Raw genomic sequence first — 18,002 nt, forward strand, 5'->3', positions numbered from 1 at the left:
ACGCACCTCTACAGCGGTTTAGTGAACCGGAAATGGCTCTGGGTATATCCTTCACGAACGTAAAAGCGGTGCGCATTAGTACGCTTCACGCTGGTGGATAACTCGGTCAACTCGGCACCCACGTGGCGAGCGTAATCTTCCGCCCACGCCAGCAGCTGGCTGCCAATTCCCAGGCTTCGCGCCTGGGGCATCACCACCAGCTCCTGGATCTCACCAATCCATCTGGCGTGGTGCAGATGAAACTGCATATGCAACCCAATCATGCCGATAATCGTTCCGTCGAGCACCGCCAGCTGATAGTGCATATTACGGTCCTGAAGATTGGCGAGAAACCCCGCGTGAAACGCCTGATGGTCGAACTCGCTCTGTTTTAGCTCGCAAATCAGGCCGTAAACGGCGGAAGCATCATCAGGTGTGGCAGGGCGAAGCTGGCACTCAGGCATGTTGTTTTTCCTTTTGACGGATAAGTGAGAGGAAATTATCCACTGACTGTAACAAACTTCCGTCGTTGTTGAGGATATGACATTGCGAAGGGGTATACCGCGCCGCCCGCTCCAGCCGCAGGTCTATCTCCCGTGCGTTTTCACGCCCACGGTTTTGCAGCCGGCTTCGCAGAATATCTGGCGATACCTGTAAGCACACCGGAAGCAGCGCGGATTCGTATCTGGCGCGGGCCTGAGTCAGGTGTGCACGCGAACCGTTGACCAGCACGTCAAACCCGGCGTGGAGCCACAAATCTATCTCCACGCCAACGCCGTAGTAAAAGCCGTTAGCGTGCCAGCTCAGCGCCAGTAAATTCTGCCCGGCGCGGGTAAAAAATTCCTGCTCGCTCAGTGAGATATGGTTCTCGCTTCCGGCGTTTGCCGCGCGGGTAATGTAACGATGCGCGACCAGCAGCTGCGAATGTTCCCGCTGGCGTAACGCCGACAGCAGGCTGTCTTTACCGGAGCCCGAAGGCCCCATTAACCAGATTAATCTTCCCATCAGAACACCCGTTTTCCCTGACGCCATACATGGTCGATATGGATGTGCTCGCCCTTACGATGCGCCAGCACCAGATCCGCCCGTTTACCTTCACCAATCACACCGCGATCCTGAAGATGTAAAGCGTCGGCCGGGTTCTTCGTCACCAGACGGATCGCCTGCGACAGGGTGAAGGTGTTGCTCTCGTCATCCGCCACCCGGAACGCCGCATCCAGCAGGCTGGCGGGGTAGTAATCGGAAGAGAGGATATCCAGCAGGCCGAGCGAGGCCAGTTTGCTGGCGGCCACGTTGCCGGAGTGGGAACCTCCACGCACGATGTTTGGCGCGCCCATCAGCACGTTCATACCATGCCTGCGCGAGGCCTCTGCGGCATCGAATGTGGTCGGGAATTCGGCGATCACACTGCCAAGCTGATGAGACTCCGCCACATGCTCATGCGTGGCATCATCGTGGCTGGCCAGCGCAATATTACGGTCACGGCACATGGCCGCAATGGAAAGGCGGTTAGGCTGTGACCAGCGGGCAGCCAGTGCGAGTTGTTCTTCCTCGTAACGCGCCATCTCTTCATTGGTGAGGGAGTATTTTCCCTGGTAGTACTCGCGATATTTTTCGATATTGGCAAACTGGCGCTGCCCCGGCGAGTGATCCATTAACGACACCAGGGTGACGGGCTCGCGCCCGACCAGCTTCTCAAACAGCGGTAAGGTGGTGTGGTGCGGCAGTTCGCAACGCAGATGCAGACGATGCTCAGCGCGATTAAGACCGCGCTTTTGCGTCTCTTCCACGGCGTTGATCATCTTTTCCAGATTCTCCAGGCGATCGCCACCGTCGCGCACGTCACCAATTGCTACCGCGTCCAGCACGGTCGTGATCCCGCTGGCGACCATCAGCGCATCGTGGCTGCTCATTGCCGAATGGGCGGGCCAGTCAACCTTTGGCCGTGGGGTAAAGAATTTATCCAGATTATCGGTATGCAGCTCGATAAGCCCCGGCAGCAGCCAGCCGCCTTCACCGTCCATCGCTTCAGGCGAACGGCTCTGGGTTTCAGCAAACGCGCGGATCACCCCGTCCTGGATTTCAATCGAGCCGCCAACCACTTCATTTTCCAGCACCAGCTTTACGTTATTAACGATCATGCGTTGGTCCCCATCGGGTGCAATCTGTCTGCCACGCGCGAACGCACGGTTTCGTCGTGGAAGATCCCCACGATCGCCGCGCCGCGTGCTTTGGCCTGTTCGATCAGTTCAACCACGGCTGCGCTGTTCTTGGTGTCCAGCGAGGCGGTAGGTTCATCAAGCAGTAAAATCGGGTAATCGACGATAAACCCGCGCGCAATGTTCACGCGCTGCTGTTCACCACCGGAAAAAGTCGAAGGGGCGAGATGCCACAGGCGTTCCGGCACGTTGAGGCGCGTCAGCAGGCTCGCGGCTTTGGCGGCGCAGGTTTCACGCGGCACGCCCAGATCCAGCAGCGGCTGCATCACCACGTCCAGCGCGGAGATCCTGGGGATCACCCGCAGAAACTGACTTACCCAGCCGATCGTTGAACGGCGGACTTCCAGCACCTTGCGTGCCGGGGCTTGCACCAGATCCACCCACTCATCATTGTGGCGGATGTGAATGTGGCCTTCATCCGGCAGATAGTTGGCATAAAGCGAGCGCAGCAGGGTGGATTTACCGCTGCCGGAGTGGCCGTGCAGCACCACACATTCGCCATTGCTGACCTCCAGAGAGGCATTTTGCAGGACAGGCAGGCGCACGCCGTTTTGCTGGTGGAGCACAAAGGTTTTACTCACGTTTTCTACGCGGATCATGTTGGCCTCTTAATTCTGCAATACCGACGACACCAGCAACTGGGTGTACGGATGGTGAGGATCGTCCAGCACGCGGTCGGTTAATCCACTTTCCACCACCTGACCCTGTTTCATCACCAGCAGGCGGTCGGCCAGCAGGCGCGCAACACCCAGATCGTGGGTAACAATCACCACGGCAAGGTTCAGCTCTACCACCAGGCCGCGCAGCAGGTCGAGCAGGCGAGCCTGCACAGAAACGTCCAGCCCCCCGGTTGGCTCATCCATAAATACCAGCTTCGGGTGCGTGACCAGGTTGCGGGCGATTTGCAAACGTTGCTGCATCCCACCGGAAAAAGTTGTCGGCAGGTCGTCGATACGCGAAGCCGGGATTTCAACTTCTTCCAGCCAGTGCTGCGCAGTGGCGCGGATATTGCCGTAGTGGCGCGCGCCGGTTGCCATCAGCCGCTCGCCGATGTTTCCGCCTGCGGATACCTGGCGGCGCAGGCCATCCATTGGGTGCTGATGTACCACGCCCCACTCGGTGCGCAGCAGGCGGCGGCGTTCGGCTTCGCTCATGCCGTACAGGGATTGGCCTTCGTATAAAATGTCGCCATTCTGCGGCGTCAGGCGCGCAGAGATAGACTTCAGCAGAGTGGTTTTGCCCGAGCCGGACTCGCCGACAATCCCGAGCACTTCCCCCGGCCATAGCTCAAAAGAGACATCGCTGAAGCCTTTGCCAGGCGCATAAAGGTGGGTCAGATTGTTGACCGAAAGCAGCGGTTTCATTGGCCTTTCGCCTCGCTCTGTTGGCGGCAGAAATCGGTGTCGGAACAGACAAACATCCGTTTGCCGGTGTCATCCAGCACCACTTCATCCAGATAGCTGTGTTTTGACCCGCAGATGGCGCATGGCTCATCCCACTCCTGCACCGTAAACGGGTGATCGTCGAAATCGAGGCTTTCCACCCGGGTGTATGGCGGCACGGCGTAGATGCGCTTCTCGCGCCCCGCGCCGAACAGCTGGAGTGCAGGCATCATGTCCATTTTCGGGTTATCAAATTTCGGGATTGGCGACGGGTCCATCACGTAGCGACCGTTGACTTTTACCGGGTAGGCGTAGGTGGTGGCGATATGGCCGAAGCGGGCGATATCTTCATACAGCTTCACCTGCATGATGCCGTACTCTTCCAGGGCGTGCATGGTGCGGGTTTCCGTTTCGCGCGGCTCGATAAAACGCAGCGGCTCCGGGATAGGAACCTGGAAAATCAGGATCTGATCTTCGGTGAGCGGTGTTTCGGGAATGCGGTGTCGGGTTTGAATAAGCGTTGCGTCTTCCGTGCGCTCGGTGGTGTTTACGCCCGTTACGCGCTTAAAGAAGTGACGAATCGACACGGCGTTAGTGGTGTCGTCCGCGCCCTGGTCGATGACTTTCAGCACGTCGGCTTCACCAATCACGCTGGCCGTGATCTGAATACCACCGGTGCCCCAGCCATAGGGCATCGGCATTTCGCGGCCGCCAAACGGCACCTGATAGCCCGGGATCGCCACGGCTTTTAAAATGGCGCGGCGGATCATGCGTTTGGTTTGCTCATCCAGATACGCGAAGTTGTAGCCATTTAAGTTAGCCATGCGATCGCTCCCGTTGCAGGCGTTTCAGCAGTTCCAGTTCGGCCTGGAAATCAACGTAGTGCGGCAGTTTGAGGTGCGAGACAAAGCCTGCGGCCTCCACGTTATCGGCATGAGCCAGCACGAACTCCTCGTCCTGTGCCGGGCCGGAAATATGTTCATCGTAGTCCGGGGCCTGCAACGCGCGGTCGACCAGCGCCATGGCCATCGCCTTGCGTTCGCTCATGCCATACACCAGGCCGTAGCCGCGCGTGAAGTGCGGCTCGTCGTCTTCTGGCGCCACAAAGCCGTTGACCATTTCGCATTCGGTCATCAGCAATTCGCCGACGTTCACCGCAAAACCCAGCTCTTCCGGCACAATTTCCACATCGATATAGCCGCTGCGGATCTCCGCGGCGAACGGGTGGTTACGCCCGTAACCACGCTGCGTAGAGTAGGCGAGCGCCAGCAGATAACCTTCGTCGCCGCGCATCAGCTGTTGCAGGCGCGATGAGCGTGAGCAGGGGTAAACCGGGGGCGTGCGGGTGATGTCGTCTGGCGTGCTGCCGGAATCTTCTTCGGCTTTTGCCAGCCCCTGACGTGCCAGCAGGCTAAACACGTGCGGAGAGGCATCCTGCTGTGGCTCGGCTGTGTTCAGGGAGGGTGTTTCACCATTTGCCAGCAGCGTGAAATCCAGCAGACGGTGGGTGTAATCGTAGGTCGGGCCAAGTAGCTGGCCGCCGGGGATATCTTTGTACACCGCAGAGATACGGCGCTCTAAGCGCATGTCGGCTGAATTAATGGGCTCGCTTACCGCCAGTCTGGCAAGGGTGGTGCGGTAGGCGCGCAGCAGGAAGATGGCTTCGATGTTATCACCGCTGGCCTGCTTGAGTGCCAGCGCGGCCAGTTCGCGGTCTGCAATACCGCCTTCGGTCATTACCCGGTCGACGGCCAGATTCAGCTGTTGTTCTATCTGGGCAACGCTCAGCTCGGGAAGCTGCTCATCACCCCGTCGTCTGTGTTCCTGCAACGCATGGGCGGCGGCTATCGCCTTTTCGCCCCCTTTAACGGCAACGTACATCAGCACACCTCCACATGGGTGGTTCTCGGTATCGCCAGCAGGCGCTCGCCGCAGGTCAGGATCAGGTCGATACCCAGCGGGAACGGGTGCGGGCGTTCCGTCAGCTCATGGATGATGCACTCCGGCAACTGTGGCGCGACCATGCGCTCGTCGGCGATCCCCGCCCCGGTCAGGCGTAACATGCGACCACCGCTCAGGCTGGATACCTGCAAAATCAGCGTGGCGCTGGTTTCCGGTGCCACGACGCTGCCTTCGCTCAGGGCGTTGAGCTGCTCGTGGCTTATCTGCTCATCCGCCACGGCAAATACCGCCTGATGCGGCTGCTCTACCAGCGTGGCATTGGTGTGAAAACGCAGGTTCTGGCAGGCGATGTCGTTCGACATCCGCCCAGAAAGCCACACCGGGGTGTCGTTATCGGCAAGGGTCAGCAGCACGCTGGTGGTGGCCAGGTTTAGCGGCAGCCAGCCTTGTGAAAGCTGATGCAGCGACACGATAACGCCCGGCTCGCTCATGGCTTTCAGCAGGCGACGAAAACTGTGTTGGGCATCCTGGACGGCCAGGGTAAAAGCGGGTTGAAGCGTCATGCGTTATCTCCGCGAACGAGCGTAAAGAAGTCGACCCGGCTGGTATTCACTTCGGCCTGACGCGCGGCAAGGCGTGCGGCACGGTCAGCTTCCAGCGGGGCAATGAGGGTTTCCATTAATGACTGGAAATGAGGTTGTTCCTGCAACAGGGCGTCGATGACCGCACAGCGTTCGGCGTGCGCTTTATCGCGCCCGAGCACGTAGCTGTAGCCGAGCGTGCCGCTACTCAGGCGAATGACCGCGCGGGTGAGCGTGGCGTCTCCGGCAAAAAAGCGATCGCCGGTTCCGCCCATGCGCGCCTGGATCTGCACCAGGCCAATCTCCGGCGCGCGGATGGCTTCGTAATCTGGCGTCAGGCTGAGCGCATTCATGCGGCCACACAGCGCGACAGGCTGACTATGAGCGAGCACGCGCATCCAGCGCTGGCGGGTGGAGGTATCAAAGTGCATTCAATGCTCCATTGTGAATTCAATCATGTCGGCGCGGGTCAGGCTGACGGAGTATTCCGTTGCGTTGATCTCACCGTCACGGTGGTTAAGGGTGCGCACGCAAAGCAGCGGGGCCATGTTGGGGATCTCCAGCACTTTGCTCTCTTTGGCCTGTGCGCGGCGGGCGCTGATGCGCGTCTGGGTGCGCTTAAGCGCAATACCGGTGGCATCGCGCAGGAAGTCGTGCAGCGAGCCGCTGGAAAAGTTTTGCAGTACTGGCCAAAGGCTCAGGTCGGCGAAGTAATGGTCTATCTGGCAGACCGCCACGCCGTTGACCCGGCGCAGCGTGCGCAGGTGCACCACGTTGTCGCCTTCCTGAATGCCCAGCGCGTCCGCCACGTGGCTGGAGGCCGGGCGCAGTACCGACAGCAGTTTTTCGCTGGTGGGATGACTGCCCTGATCGAGCAGATTCTGGCTAAAGCGGGCCTGCGCGTTGAGCGGGTAGTCGAACGGGCGCATCAGCACCAGCACGCCCACGCCTTGACGGCGCTGAACCCATCCGCGCTCGACCAGCTGATCGATGGCACGGCGTAAGGTATGACGATTCACTTCATAACGGTCGGCAAGCTGTTGTTCGGCAGGCAGGTAATCCCCGCAGCGGTAGTGGGTGCGCAGTTCCACTTCGAGCTTTGCCGCAATCTCTTGCCAGCGGGTAGGGTAACTGGTCGGATGTCTGGATAAGTGCATAGAAATCAAAGCCTCGCTTCTCAGATGAAGTGCTTACGCAAACGTTGAGAGAGGAAATCCAGCAGGCTGACGGTGATGATAATGAGCACCATCAGGGCGCAGGTTTGCTGGAACTGGAAACCGCGAATCGCTTCCCATAGCGTCACGCCAATACCGCCTGCGCCAACCATACCCACCACGGTGGCGGAGCGGACGTTGGATTCGAAGCGGTACAGGGAGTAGGAGATCAGCAGCGGCATTACCTGCGGCAGCACTCCGTAAAGAATTTCTTCGATTTTGTTGGCGCCGGTCGCGCGGATGCCTTCAACCGGGCCGGGTTCGATGGCTTCAACCGCTTCCGAAAGCAGCTTGGAGAGCACGCCGGTGGTGTGAATGAACAGCGCCATTACCCCGGCAAACGGGCCAAGTCCCACGGCGACCACGAACAGCATCGCGAAGACCATTTCGTTGATGGCGCGGCAGGCATCCATCAGGCGACGCATCGGCTGGTACACCCACCACGGCACGATGTTTTCGGCGCTCATCAGGCCAAACGGAATGGAGAGAATGACGGCAAGGGCGGTACCCCAGACGGCGATTTGCAGGGTGATGGCCATCTCGCCGAGGTAGTCCTGCCACTGGCTGAAGTCCGGCGGGAAGAAGTCGGCGGCGAAGGTTGCCATGTTGCCGGAATCTTTGAAGAGCAGCAGCGGATCCATTTCCGCGCCCTTCCAGGAGATAACGAGCACCGCCAGCAGAATGGCCCAGCTAAAGAGCGAGAACCAGCTGCGCTTTGGTGGCGGGACGGTGATGGTTTGCATGATAACTCCGTTGGTTTATGTCCCCTCACCCCGACCCTCTCCCCAAAGGGGCGAGGGGGAAAAGACCGCACCGGGCAGTCCCCTCTCCCCTATGGGGAGAGGGTTAGGGTGAGGGGTAGAAAAGCGTTACTGAACCGCTTTATTCACGCTGGTCATCGCGCTCAGCGCCGCAGTCAGGCGGTCCAGGTCTTCCAGCTTGGCCTGAATTTCAGACACTTTGCTGGTCTTCTCTTCGTCCTTCAGACCTTTGTTGTCCTTCACGCCCTGCATCTCTTTAAACAGTGCCAGCTGGCGAATCGGTACCAGTTGCAGGTCGCTTGAGGCGCGGAACGGCGCCCAGCCCAGACGTTCCAGCACGGTTTTCTCTTCCGGCGTTTTGCCGTAGTTCATGAAGAAGTCGTACACCTTGTCCTTGGTGCTTTCGGAGAGGTTTTTACGCCACACGATGGGGTCGCCCGGGATCAGCGGGGACTTCCAGATAACCTTCAGCTCTTTCAGCTTGTCCGGCGCGGAGGTCTTCAGCTTGTCGAGGTTTTCGGTGTTGTTGGTGGCAACATCCACCTGCTTGTTCGCCACAGCCAGCGCGTTGGTTTCGTGGCTGGCGTTGACGGTGCGCTTAAAGTCGCTGGCAGACGCATTGTTCTTGGCGAAGACGTAATAGCCAGGGACCAGGAAACCAGAGGTGGAGTTCGGGTCGCCGTTACCAAACGTCAGATCTTTGCGTTTGGCGAGCATGTCGTTGAGGTTATTGATTGGGCTGTCTTTATTGACGATCAGCACGCTCCAGTAACCCGGGGAGCCATCTGCCGCAACGGTCTGGGCAAACACCTGGCCGTTCGCGCGATCGACCGCTTCCATCGCAGAGAGGTTGCCGTACCAGGCGATGTCCACTTTGTTAAAGCGCATCCCCTGGATGATGCCCGCGTAATCCGGGGCGAAGAAGGCGTTCACTTTGATCCCCAGTTTGGTTTCCATATCTTTCAGGAACGGTTCCCACTGAGGTTTGAGATTCTGCTGTGATTCCGTCGAAATAATGCCGAAGTTCAGTGCTTTTTCCTGTTCTTCCGCGTACGCAGGGCTTAACAGGGTGCTGATGCTGAACATGCTGGTGAAGGCCAGCGCGGCAACGGCTTTGTAGCTCATGTACTTTCCTCGGATCGGGTTGGGTTATGCAGCCTGCGCGTTCTCATCGACGCGATTAATGCTGCGGTAGAGATGGTCGAAACGGTCGTTATCAAACTGATGACTTGCGCCATCAAAGAACACATGCCCCTGACGCAGCGCGACGATGCGTTCGCAGTAGCGCAGGGCGTAATCAACCTGATGCAGCGTCACCACCACGGTGATGCCGTCGTTCTGGTTAATGTCGCGCAGGGTTTCCATCACGATGCGGGCGGATTCCGGGTCGAGCGAGGCAATTGGCTCATCGGCCAGGATCACTTTGGCTTTTTGCATCAGCGCACGGGCAATCGCCACGCGCTGCTGCTGGCCACCGGACAGGGTGGACACGCGCTGGTGGGCGAAATGGGCCATACCGACGCGGGTCAGCGCCTGCAACGCCTGTTGTTTCTGTGAAGGGGAGAACCAGCGCAGACAGGTACGCCAGAACGGGGTGCTGCCGAGTGCGCCAATCAGGACGTTTTCCAGTACCGTCAGGCGATTTACCAGGTTGAACTGCTGGAAGATGTAGCCTGTTTGCGCCCGGCTTTTGCGAATATCACGCGCCAGACGGCCCGCGCGCTGCACGGTGTTACCCAGCAGTTCGACGTGGCTTTCAGGGGTTTTATCGCAGGTGATAAGGCCGCTCAGGTGACGCAGAAGGGTGGATTTACCTGAGCCGGATGGGCCCAACAGTGCCACCATTTCGCCCTGCTGGACGGTCAGATCAACGGCATGAAGAGCCTTATTGTGATGAAAGGTCTTGCTCAGTTTCTCGACGCGGATGACAGTTTGCATGTGCACAGGCCTCAGAATAAATGTGGCCTCATGCTGGCGTATCAATGTGACATTTGGGTTAAGTGCAGGTTGCGGGAAGTTGAAGAGTTGAGCGGAATTTGATGACAGGCGGAGGCAGACTGCCCACCGCCACAGGTTTACTGTTGTTTGATGACGTTAATCATCCATGGCACACCGTATTTGTCGGTGACTTTACCGAAACCGTGCGCCCAGAAGGTTTCCTGCCAGGCCATTTCAACGTTGCCGCCGGCGGCCAGATTATCGAACCAGCGTTTGCCTTCCGCCACGTCCTGGGTGTCGAGGACAAGGGTAAAGCCGGCGTACTGCGCTTTACTTCCAGGCGGTAGCCCGTCGCTCATCATGATATCGCTGCCCGCGATGCGGACATTCGAGTGAGCGATTGCGGAATCCGGGAATTTCATCCCTGACGGACAGCCTTCTTCACTGTTTTCGTCTTTTGGCATTTCGCCGAAGGTGATTTTGTAGAGAACGTCTGCGCCTACGGCCTGCTGGTAGAAGGCGCTTGCCTCTGCACAGTTGCCGGCGAAAGAGATGTAGGGACTTAATGGCATATTCTTTACCTCAGGTAAGAGAAGCCCAATAAGTGTAGTTTCAGTAGGCCCGGTAAGCGAAGCGCTACCGGGCAGGTAAATCAGTTCTTTTTCACGAATTCAGATTTCAGCTTCATTGGGCCAAAACCATCAATTTTGCAGTCAATATTATGGTCGCCTTCGACCAGGCGGATATTCTTCACTTTGGTGCCAATCTTCAGCATTGAAGAGCTGCCTTTCACTTTCAGATCTTTAACGACGGTAACACTGTCGCCATCGGCCAGCAGATTACCGTTAGCATCTTTAACGATCAGCACATCGCTATCCTGTGAAGGTTCTGCATTGTTCCATTCATGGGCGCATTCCGGGCAGATGAACATGCCATTATCTTCGTAAGTGTATTCAGAATTGCATTTCGGGCAGTGTGGGAGTTGCATGTCGGGATCCTCAAAAAAGTGCTTAACAGGCTGGAAAGTGCCAGCTAAATGACGGCATGGTGCCGAAAAAGGCGGCAAGTATAGCGCAAATCCACAATCTTGTCGGTGATATTCCATAATAAAAAAATGCAAAATTTCTGTCGGGAATGACACTTCCTGTCAGTCAGATAAGCGATTCTTACTGCATTAAGACCGTGGAAAACGTTGATGTTAAATATATCGATTATTTGATTACATCAAATTGCTACGCACCTTCATTTCGGATAAGGTTAAGCAGTAACTCGTTATTTATCCACAGTCTCTACTGCCATGCAGCAAATGGCGGCGGTGAATTACCTCTCTTTTTAGGTGGGTAAATAATGAGGATATATCCTGAAATTTCCTAAAAATGCACTACGCTTTTTATCTTTTGGTTATCTGACCAAGAGGGGAGTTTTACACGCAATACAATGATAAGAATATAATTCTGATTATCATCAATCAGTTATATTTAAATGACCATGTTTTCCACACGTGATCATATAAGCCGAAACAGCATAATTAAAACGAAGTGGCTTAATAAAAGTAATAAATTTGCGTTAAGGAAAGGCTTTTATCATGCACACACAGACCATTTTTGAATTAAGCCAGGAAGCGGAGCGCTTGCTCCAGCTTGCTTTGCAGAATCTTGATACGTTGAAATCAATGCCAGTAGCAATGCTGGATAGTGCGACTGCCGCTATATCTGGTGGAAATAACAACGTTTTACCTTTGCATTTCAGCGCGCGTGGCGTCGACGCTCAGCAGGCGATGCTGAATAATGAATTACGGAAAATAACCCGTCTTGAAATGGTATTGGCAATTGTTGGAACCATGAAGGCGGGTAAGTCGACAACCATTAATGCGATTGTGGGCACGGAGGTCTTACCGAACCGCAATCGCCCGATGACGGCACTGCCCACGCTGATTCGCCATACCCCTGGCCAGAAAGAGCCTGTGCTACATTTCAGCCATGTTGCGCCTATTGATGCCTTGATCCAGCAGCTTCAGCAAAAGCTGTGTAACTCCGATCGCGGCAAACTGACGCGTCGTCTTGAAATTGATAAAGATATGAATGCGCTCCTGGAGCGCATCGAAAAAGGCGAAGCGTTTGAAAAACACCATCTGGGTGCACAACCTATATTTCATTGCCTGAAAAACCTGAACGACCTGGTGAGGTTATCGCAGGCGCTGGGCGTTGATTTTCCGTTTACCGAATATGCCTCCATTGAATATATTCCGGTGATTGAAGTGGAGTTTGTGCATCTTGCCGGAATGGATCCCCATCTGGGGCAATTGACCCTGCTGGATACCCCGGGGCCGAACGAGGCCGGGCAGCCCCATCTGCAAAAAATGCTCAGTGAGCAACTGGCGCGCGCGTCCGCGGTGCTGGCGGTGATGGATTACACCCAGCTTAAATCGATTTCCGATCACGAGGTTCGCCAGGCGATTTCCGCGGTTGGAAAATCGGTGCCGTTGTACGCCCTGGTCAATAAGTTTGATCAGAAAGACCGCAACAGCGACGATGAAGAACAGGTCAGGGCGATGATTTCCGGCACGCTGATGAAAGGGAATATCTCACCGGGGCAGATTTACCCGGTTTCTTCAATGTGGGCCTACCTTGCAAACCGCGCGCGTTTTGAGATGACAGCAAACGGCTGCCTGCCGAATCATCAGGAGCAGCGTTGGGTGCAGGATTTTGCCGAAGCGGCGCTGGGGCGGCGCTGGCGTACGGCTGATTTGGACAATGCCGAACATATTCGCCATGCGGCGGATCTGCTGTGGGAAGACTCGCTGTTTGAGCAGCCTATCCGTAAGCTGATTTATGCCGCCTATGCTAATGCGTCACTCTTTGCCCTGCGTTCGGCCTCCCATAAGCTGTTGAACTATGCGCAAAACGCCAGGGAGTACCTCGAGTTTCGCTATCAGGGATTGACGGTTGCTTTTGAGGCGCTGGAGCTGAACATTGCGCGCCTCGAAGAGGATATGGCACTGCTACAGACCCGGCAGAATGTGGTCAGCGATGAAGTACAACATGAGGTCGGCCAGGCGCTGTGCGCTACCGACTACTCTATCGCTCAGCAAAAACTCTGGCTGCAAACGTCGATTGAGCATGTCTTCAGCAACGGCAATATTCTTGATTTGGCTGGGATTGATTCGCGCGATTTACGCCACAAAGCCGAGGAAGGGCTGCAACAGCTGGTGCTGGAAGATGAAGGCCAGGCCCAGATTGTCCTGAGTAAAATCCGCTCGTCCTGCGAACTGATTATGCTGGATGCGCAGAGTAAAATTAGCCGGGAGCTGGCGCTGCGCTTTGATCAGCTGGAGTCCACGCTGGCACGTTCGCTCAATGAGGCGATGCGTCCTATCGAAACGCGTATTAAAGAACAGCTGAGCCACGCCGGGTTCCGCGCACGGATCAGCTTCCCGGCGTTTCAGGCAAACCAGCTGAATTTCAATACCCGCGCGCTCTTTAATGATGCGATTGCGATGGATAACCGCCCTGCGGGACAGCCGTCAGCCGCGGGGAGCGTGCGTGAAACGGTTTCCCGCTGGCTGAACAATCCGGGTTGGGGCTGGGAAGATTACGTCGAGACGCGCACCCGATATGTTATCGATGTTGGGCAGCTTCATGACAAATTTAAGCAACATATTGATCAGTTTTGTGAACAAATCCGTAAAGCTTTGGCCGCGCAGGTCGATGTCTCTGTTACGGCGGGTATGGCAACGTTCTTTGCAGAATTTTCGTTATGCCTGACCGGGTTACAGGAAAGCTTGCGTGATAGCCTCGCAGTGCGCCAGCAAAATGAGCATTCGACCCGAGCGCTCAGTCAGTTGCTGAAGCAAAGCATCACTACTGCGACGTGGATTCAGGAAGATACCCGACTGTTACGCGATGATATTCAAACTCTATTCGCGGCAGAGCAACCATGACAACACAACTACTGGACGGTCCCGGGCGGACGCTGGAGTGTATTCATCCTAAATTTATGGTCGATCTGGTTCAGGGGGTGGACGCGGTGCGTCATGCCCCTTTGGGGCCGCAACAGCTGCAATTTCGTGAGCGTTTGACTCAGGAGATCATGACGCACACCCGGCTGCGGCCATGGGCTATGGCGGGAATGCTCAACGAAAATGCGGCATTGCGTCTGGGCCTGGCCGAGAAGCTGGCGGGGATGCTCGACCCGGGGCACCTGGCGTTGACGCGAATGACGGATAAACTGACCGCGCTGCGCCAGCAGACTAACCCACGTGCGCCGCAGTCGCCGGCGCTGATGCAGCAATACGACGAACTCTCATCTCATTTTCAGCAGCGCGCAAACTATAAAGAAAAAGCGTTAACACAACGCGGCCTGACGGTGCAGGCGGGTGAGCACAGCGAACAGATTTTTACCCGCTGGCGAGCCGGGCATTATGACGGCTGGTCACTTGCCGGGCGGTGCTACATCGTGCTGGAGGAGTTGCGCTGGGGGCCGTTTGGCGATGCATGTCGCCTGGCAAATGAAGATGTGGCGGAGATGCTCAAAGATAACCTGCGCAGCATGGCGGCAAACTATCTTGCACAGGGCATTAATGCTTCTCCCGCGACCCGGCATTTTTATCATCAATGGCTGACAACGCCTGCTTCTCCGGGGCTGGTTGATCACAAAGATATGCTGGGATGGCTCGGTGACTGGTGTCAGGCAGATAAACACCCTGTGAGCTGGTCGGTGACGCAGAACTGGCAAACTGTCGCCTTAGGGATGCCGAGACTCTGTTCAGCGAAACGGCTGGTGGATGCCATGGTAGAAGAGATTTTTGGCTGACGTTCTTGTTACGTACCCTCTCCACACAAGGAGAGGGTATCGTTCGCTACGGCGTATTAGTGATGCAACTCTACCGCTTTTTGTTCCACTTTCTGAGCCTCTACACTCCCGAAGCGTTTAGCGTACAGCGCGGTAATGATCGGCACCAGAATAGCCGTCACAATCACGCTGGCTGCAACCAGCGCAGTCGCTGAGGCGGCAACAGGTTCAAAGGCGGGGTTAATCTGGGCAATAATGACCGGGTTTGCAACGGCTGCCCCCGCGGCTGACGAGGCGGCAACACCTGCGGTTCCGTTTCCTCCCCCAATCACCCGGTCGGCAATAATCAGCGGGATCCCGGTGATGACGATGACAGCCACGCCCAGCACAATACCCAGCAGACCGGTATCAAGGATAACGTTCAGGTTGATAGTATTGCCGAGCGCAAAACCAAAGAACGGGATCAGCACTGGCGTCGCTTTGCTGAAGAAATCACGCAGATCGTGGTCCAGATTGCCCAGCGCAAAACCGATCAGGAATGGCAGAATAGCCCCGACAAAGTGATGCGGTTCAAACGTCGCCAGGCCAGCGGAACCGAGGATCAGCATAGTCATGAGCGGGCCGGATTCCAGAGACATCAGGACGAAAGCGCCGGATTCTTCTTTTGTGCCGTACTGGTTCATCAGGCTGGCATATAACCCGCCGTTGGTCATATCCATCGCCGAGACAATAGCCAGAACGGATAATCCGGCAAAGAAACCGGTCTGTACGCCATTCTCAGGAATAAACAGGGCGCAGACCATTGCGACCACCCAGGCTACCGCGATTTTAGTGAGAACCAGCGTCCCGGATTTACGCAAAACCGTCCCTGTTGCACGTAAATTAATAGAGGCGCCAATACAAAAGAACCATACCGCCAGAATCGGGACCGTACCGGTGATCATTCCTTTCGTGAAACCACCAAAATAAGCCCCGGTATTCGGTGCCAGAGTATTTAGGATCGCACCAAGCACCAGCGGGACCAGCATCATACCGCCAGGAATACGTTCAATCGTGGCTTTAATTTTCATGTTTAACCCTCACATCTCACCCCGCGTGGTTGGCGAAAAAGGCGAAAAAATAATTCAATTAATTCAACGAATTGATGGTTTGCGACAGCCGTTAATTCGTTATCCATGCAATAAATTTAAATAAGTTGCTTCCGCTTAACGTTCGACGGAAGCACTCAAAGTGTGGTGTTCGGATTTATGATGCGATCATCGGAATTATGATTCAATGAAAATAAAATAATGTTTTAGTTATCCAAATCACATATTTCGTGTAAACATTCGTATTGCTGGTTGATAATTAAAAAATCTGTAAATTTGGTGTGAAGAAATGTGGATTGTTTTTTGTTAGGGGAAAAATAATAACCCCCGCAAGGATATTTTTCTGGAGTCATCTGAAATGGGGTAGGGGAGGGATAATTGACAAATCCTGAAGGCAACTGACGAACAGGGAAAATATGTGTGAAGTTGATCACAAATATAAACACTGGTAGGGTAAAGATGTCATTAACTGCCCAGGCAGGCGTCAACAGGTTCGGTTGTATAGGCGTAAAACGTCAATGTAAGTAAACCTGCTACGCTTGAAGAGGACATGCGCAAGAGGCGCTCAACCTGGTCCACAGACTGCTGGAATTTCTGTTGTGTGGACAGGGCCAACTCTACGAGGAAAGCAATGCTTAAAAGGAAAAAAGTAAAACCCATCACCCTTCGCGATGTCACCATTATTGATGACGCGAAACTGCGTAAAGCGATCACTGCCGCCTCGCTCGGTAATGCGATGGAATGGTTCGATTTCGGTGTCTACGGCTTTGTCGCCTATGCGTTAGGTAAGGTGTTCTTCCCGGATGCCGACCCCAGCTTGCAGATGATTGCCGCGCTGGGTACGTTCTCCGTGCCGTTCCTGATCCGACCGCTTGGCGGTTTGTTCTTCGGGATGCTCGGCGATAAGTACGGTCGCCAGAAAATACTCGCCATCACCATTGTGATTATGTCGATCAGTACATTCTGTATCGGCCTGATACCGTCTTACGCCTCCATCGGCATCTGGGCACCCATTCTGCTGCTGCTCTGTAAGATGGCGCAGGGCTTCTCTGTGGGCGGTGAATACACCGGCGCGTCGATCTTCGTCGCAGAGTACTCTCCGGACAGAAAACGCGGCTTTATGGGAAGCTGGCTGGATTTCGGCTCGATTGCCGGGTTTGTGATGGGTGCGGGGGTCGTCGTTCTGATTTCGACCGTCGTGGGCGAAGATAACTTCCTGGACTGGGGCTGGCGTATTCCGTTCTTCCTGGCGCTGCCGCTGGGGATTATCGGTCTGTATCTGCGTCATGCTCTTGAAGAGACGCCAGCGTTCCAGCAGCACGTCGAAAAGCTGGAGCAGGGCGATCGTGAAGGCCTCCAGGAAGGTCCTAAAGTCTCGTTCAAAGAGATTGCGACCAAACACTGGCGCAGCCTGCTGGTCTGTATCGGGATGGTGATTTCCACCAACGTGACGTACTACATGCTGCTGACTTACATGCCGAGCTATCTGTCGCATAACCTGCACTACTCGGAAGATCACGGTGTGCTGATTATCATCGCCATCATGGTGGGGATGCTGTTTGTTCAGCCGATTATGGGGCTCATGAGCGACCGTTTTGGCCGTCGACCTTTTATCATTCTGGGCAGTGTTGCGCTGTTACTGCTGGCGATCCCGGCCTTTATTCTGATTAACAGCGATGTGCTGGGGCTGATTTTTGCCGGGTTGCTGATGCTGGCTGTGATCCTCAACTGCTTCATCGGGGTGATGGCGTCAACGTTGCCTGCCATGTTCCCGACGCATATCCGCTACAGTGCGCTGGCCGCTGCGTTTAACATTTCGGTGCTGGTTGCCGGTCTGACGCCAACGATTGCTGCTTCGCTGGTGGAAAGCACGCAGAACCTGATGATGCCGGCCTATTACCTGATGGTTATCGCGGTTATCGGCCTGATTACCGGTTTAACGATGAAGGAAACGGCGAATCTGCCGCTGAAAGGGGCTACGCCTGCGGCGTCTGACCTCCAGGAAGCGAAGGAGATCCTGCGCGAGCATCACGATAATATCGAGCAGAAGATTGAAGATATCGATGCCGAGATTGAGGCATTGCAGACGAAGCGTTCGCGCCTGGTGGATCAGCATCCACGCATCAACGAGTAAGATAAAAAACCCG

General features: G+C 55.6%; 19 protein-coding genes. 3 read left to right on the forward strand and 16 right to left on the reverse strand.

Annotation, left to right across the window (positions count from 1 at the left end; genetic code table 11):
- Window positions 1-8: 8 nt before the first annotated feature.
- The 15 genes from phnO to M987_RS07655 form a co-directional block, all read right to left on the reverse strand.
- Complete coding sequence (gene phnO / locus M987_RS07585; protein ID WP_014068561.1) at window positions 9-443, reverse strand: aminoalkylphosphonate N-acetyltransferase; 435 nt, start codon at window positions 441-443, stop codon at window positions 9-11.
- Complete coding sequence (gene phnN / locus M987_RS07590; protein WP_041162175.1) at window positions 436-987, reverse strand: ribose 1,5-bisphosphokinase; 552 nt, start codon at window positions 985-987, stop codon at window positions 436-438. The genes phnO and phnN overlap by 8 nt, the downstream gene beginning before the upstream one ends.
- Window positions 984-2,120: an alpha-D-ribose 1-methylphosphonate 5-triphosphate diphosphatase gene (gene phnM, locus M987_RS07595; protein ID WP_014068563.1), complete on the reverse strand. Its 1,137-nt coding sequence runs from the start codon at window positions 2,118-2,120 to the stop codon at window positions 984-986. The genes phnN and phnM overlap by 4 nt, the downstream gene beginning before the upstream one ends.
- Window positions 2,117-2,797 carry a phosphonate C-P lyase system protein PhnL gene (gene phnL / locus M987_RS07600; RefSeq protein WP_014068564.1) on the reverse strand — a complete coding sequence of 227 codons (681 nt, stop codon included), beginning with the start codon at window positions 2,795-2,797 and terminating at the stop codon, window positions 2,117-2,119. Before phnL ends, phnM begins: the two co-directional genes overlap by 4 nt.
- A 9-nt stretch (window positions 2,798-2,806) precedes the next feature.
- Window positions 2,807-3,562, reverse strand: a complete 756-nt coding sequence (gene phnK / locus M987_RS07605) for a phosphonate C-P lyase system protein PhnK (protein WP_014068565.1) — start codon at window positions 3,560-3,562, stop codon at window positions 2,807-2,809.
- Complete coding sequence (phnJ, locus tag M987_RS07610) at window positions 3,559-4,404, reverse strand: alpha-D-ribose 1-methylphosphonate 5-phosphate C-P-lyase PhnJ (RefSeq protein ID WP_014068566.1); 846 nt, start codon at window positions 4,402-4,404, stop codon at window positions 3,559-3,561. Before phnJ ends, phnK begins: the two co-directional genes overlap by 4 nt.
- A complete protein-coding gene (locus M987_RS07615) occupies window positions 4,397-5,461 on the reverse strand; it encodes a carbon-phosphorus lyase complex subunit (protein WP_014068567.1) in 1,065 nt (354 codons plus the stop codon). Before M987_RS07615 ends, phnJ begins: the two co-directional genes overlap by 8 nt.
- Window positions 5,461-6,045: a phosphonate C-P lyase system protein PhnH gene (gene phnH / locus M987_RS07620; RefSeq protein ID WP_014068568.1), complete on the reverse strand. Its 585-nt coding sequence runs from the start codon at window positions 6,043-6,045 to the stop codon at window positions 5,461-5,463. Before phnH ends, M987_RS07615 begins: the two co-directional genes overlap by 1 nt.
- Window positions 6,042-6,494, reverse strand: coding sequence for a phosphonate C-P lyase system protein PhnG (gene phnG / locus M987_RS07625; RefSeq protein WP_014068569.1), 453 nt, complete (start codon window positions 6,492-6,494; stop codon window positions 6,042-6,044). The genes phnH and phnG overlap by 4 nt, the downstream gene beginning before the upstream one ends.
- A complete protein-coding gene (gene phnF / locus M987_RS07630; RefSeq protein ID WP_014068570.1) occupies window positions 6,495-7,220 on the reverse strand; it encodes a phosphonate metabolism transcriptional regulator PhnF in 726 nt (241 codons plus the stop codon).
- Window positions 7,221-7,240: 20 nt separating this feature from the next.
- Window positions 7,241-8,020 carry a phosphonate ABC transporter, permease protein PhnE gene (gene phnE / locus M987_RS07635; RefSeq protein ID WP_014068571.1) on the reverse strand — a complete coding sequence of 260 codons (780 nt, stop codon included), beginning with the start codon at window positions 8,018-8,020 and terminating at the stop codon, window positions 7,241-7,243.
- A 126-nt stretch (window positions 8,021-8,146) separates the two neighbouring features.
- Window positions 8,147-9,163 (reverse strand): phosphonate ABC transporter substrate-binding protein, encoded by a 1,017-nt coding sequence (phnD, locus tag M987_RS07640; protein ID WP_014068572.1) that lies wholly within the window; start codon window positions 9,161-9,163, stop codon window positions 8,147-8,149.
- A gap of 24 nt (window positions 9,164-9,187) precedes the next feature.
- Complete coding sequence (gene phnC, locus M987_RS07645; RefSeq protein ID WP_014068573.1) at window positions 9,188-9,976, reverse strand: phosphonate ABC transporter ATP-binding protein; 789 nt, start codon at window positions 9,974-9,976, stop codon at window positions 9,188-9,190.
- Between the two features lie 137 nt (window positions 9,977-10,113).
- Entirely contained in the window at window positions 10,114-10,548 is a 435-nt protein-coding gene (yjdN, locus tag M987_RS07650; RefSeq protein WP_014068574.1) for a VOC family metalloprotein YjdN, read from the reverse strand.
- Window positions 10,549-10,628: 80 nt separating this feature from the next.
- Window positions 10,629-10,964: a zinc ribbon domain-containing protein YjdM gene (locus M987_RS07655; RefSeq protein ID WP_014068575.1), complete on the reverse strand. Its 336-nt coding sequence runs from the start codon at window positions 10,962-10,964 to the stop codon at window positions 10,629-10,631.
- Between the two features lie 597 nt (window positions 10,965-11,561).
- Between M987_RS07655 and crfC the strand changes: the two genes are divergently transcribed.
- Window positions 11,562-13,916: a clamp-binding protein CrfC gene (gene crfC, locus M987_RS07660; protein WP_014068576.1), complete on the forward strand. Its 2,355-nt coding sequence runs from the start codon at window positions 11,562-11,564 to the stop codon at window positions 13,914-13,916.
- Complete coding sequence (locus M987_RS07665; protein WP_014068577.1) at window positions 13,913-14,788, forward strand: diguanylate cyclase regulator RdcB family protein; 876 nt, start codon at window positions 13,913-13,915, stop codon at window positions 14,786-14,788. Before crfC ends, M987_RS07665 begins: the two co-directional genes overlap by 4 nt.
- Before the next feature lie 56 nt (window positions 14,789-14,844).
- Here M987_RS07665 and kdgT read toward each other — a convergent pair whose 3' ends face one another.
- Window positions 14,845-15,837: a 2-keto-3-deoxygluconate transporter gene (kdgT, locus tag M987_RS07670; RefSeq protein ID WP_014068578.1), complete on the reverse strand. Its 993-nt coding sequence runs from the start codon at window positions 15,835-15,837 to the stop codon at window positions 14,845-14,847.
- Window positions 15,838-16,486: 649 nt separating this feature from the next.
- Between kdgT and proP the strand changes: the two genes are divergently transcribed.
- Window positions 16,487-17,989: a glycine betaine/L-proline transporter ProP gene (proP, locus tag M987_RS07675; RefSeq protein WP_014068579.1), complete on the forward strand. Its 1,503-nt coding sequence runs from the start codon at window positions 16,487-16,489 to the stop codon at window positions 17,987-17,989.
- Window positions 17,990-18,002: the final 13 nt, after the last annotated feature.

The organism is Enterobacter soli ATCC BAA-2102 (assembly GCF_001654845.1).
In the GTDB taxonomy this organism is placed as follows: Bacteria; Pseudomonadota; Gammaproteobacteria; order Enterobacterales; family Enterobacteriaceae; genus Enterobacter; species Enterobacter soli.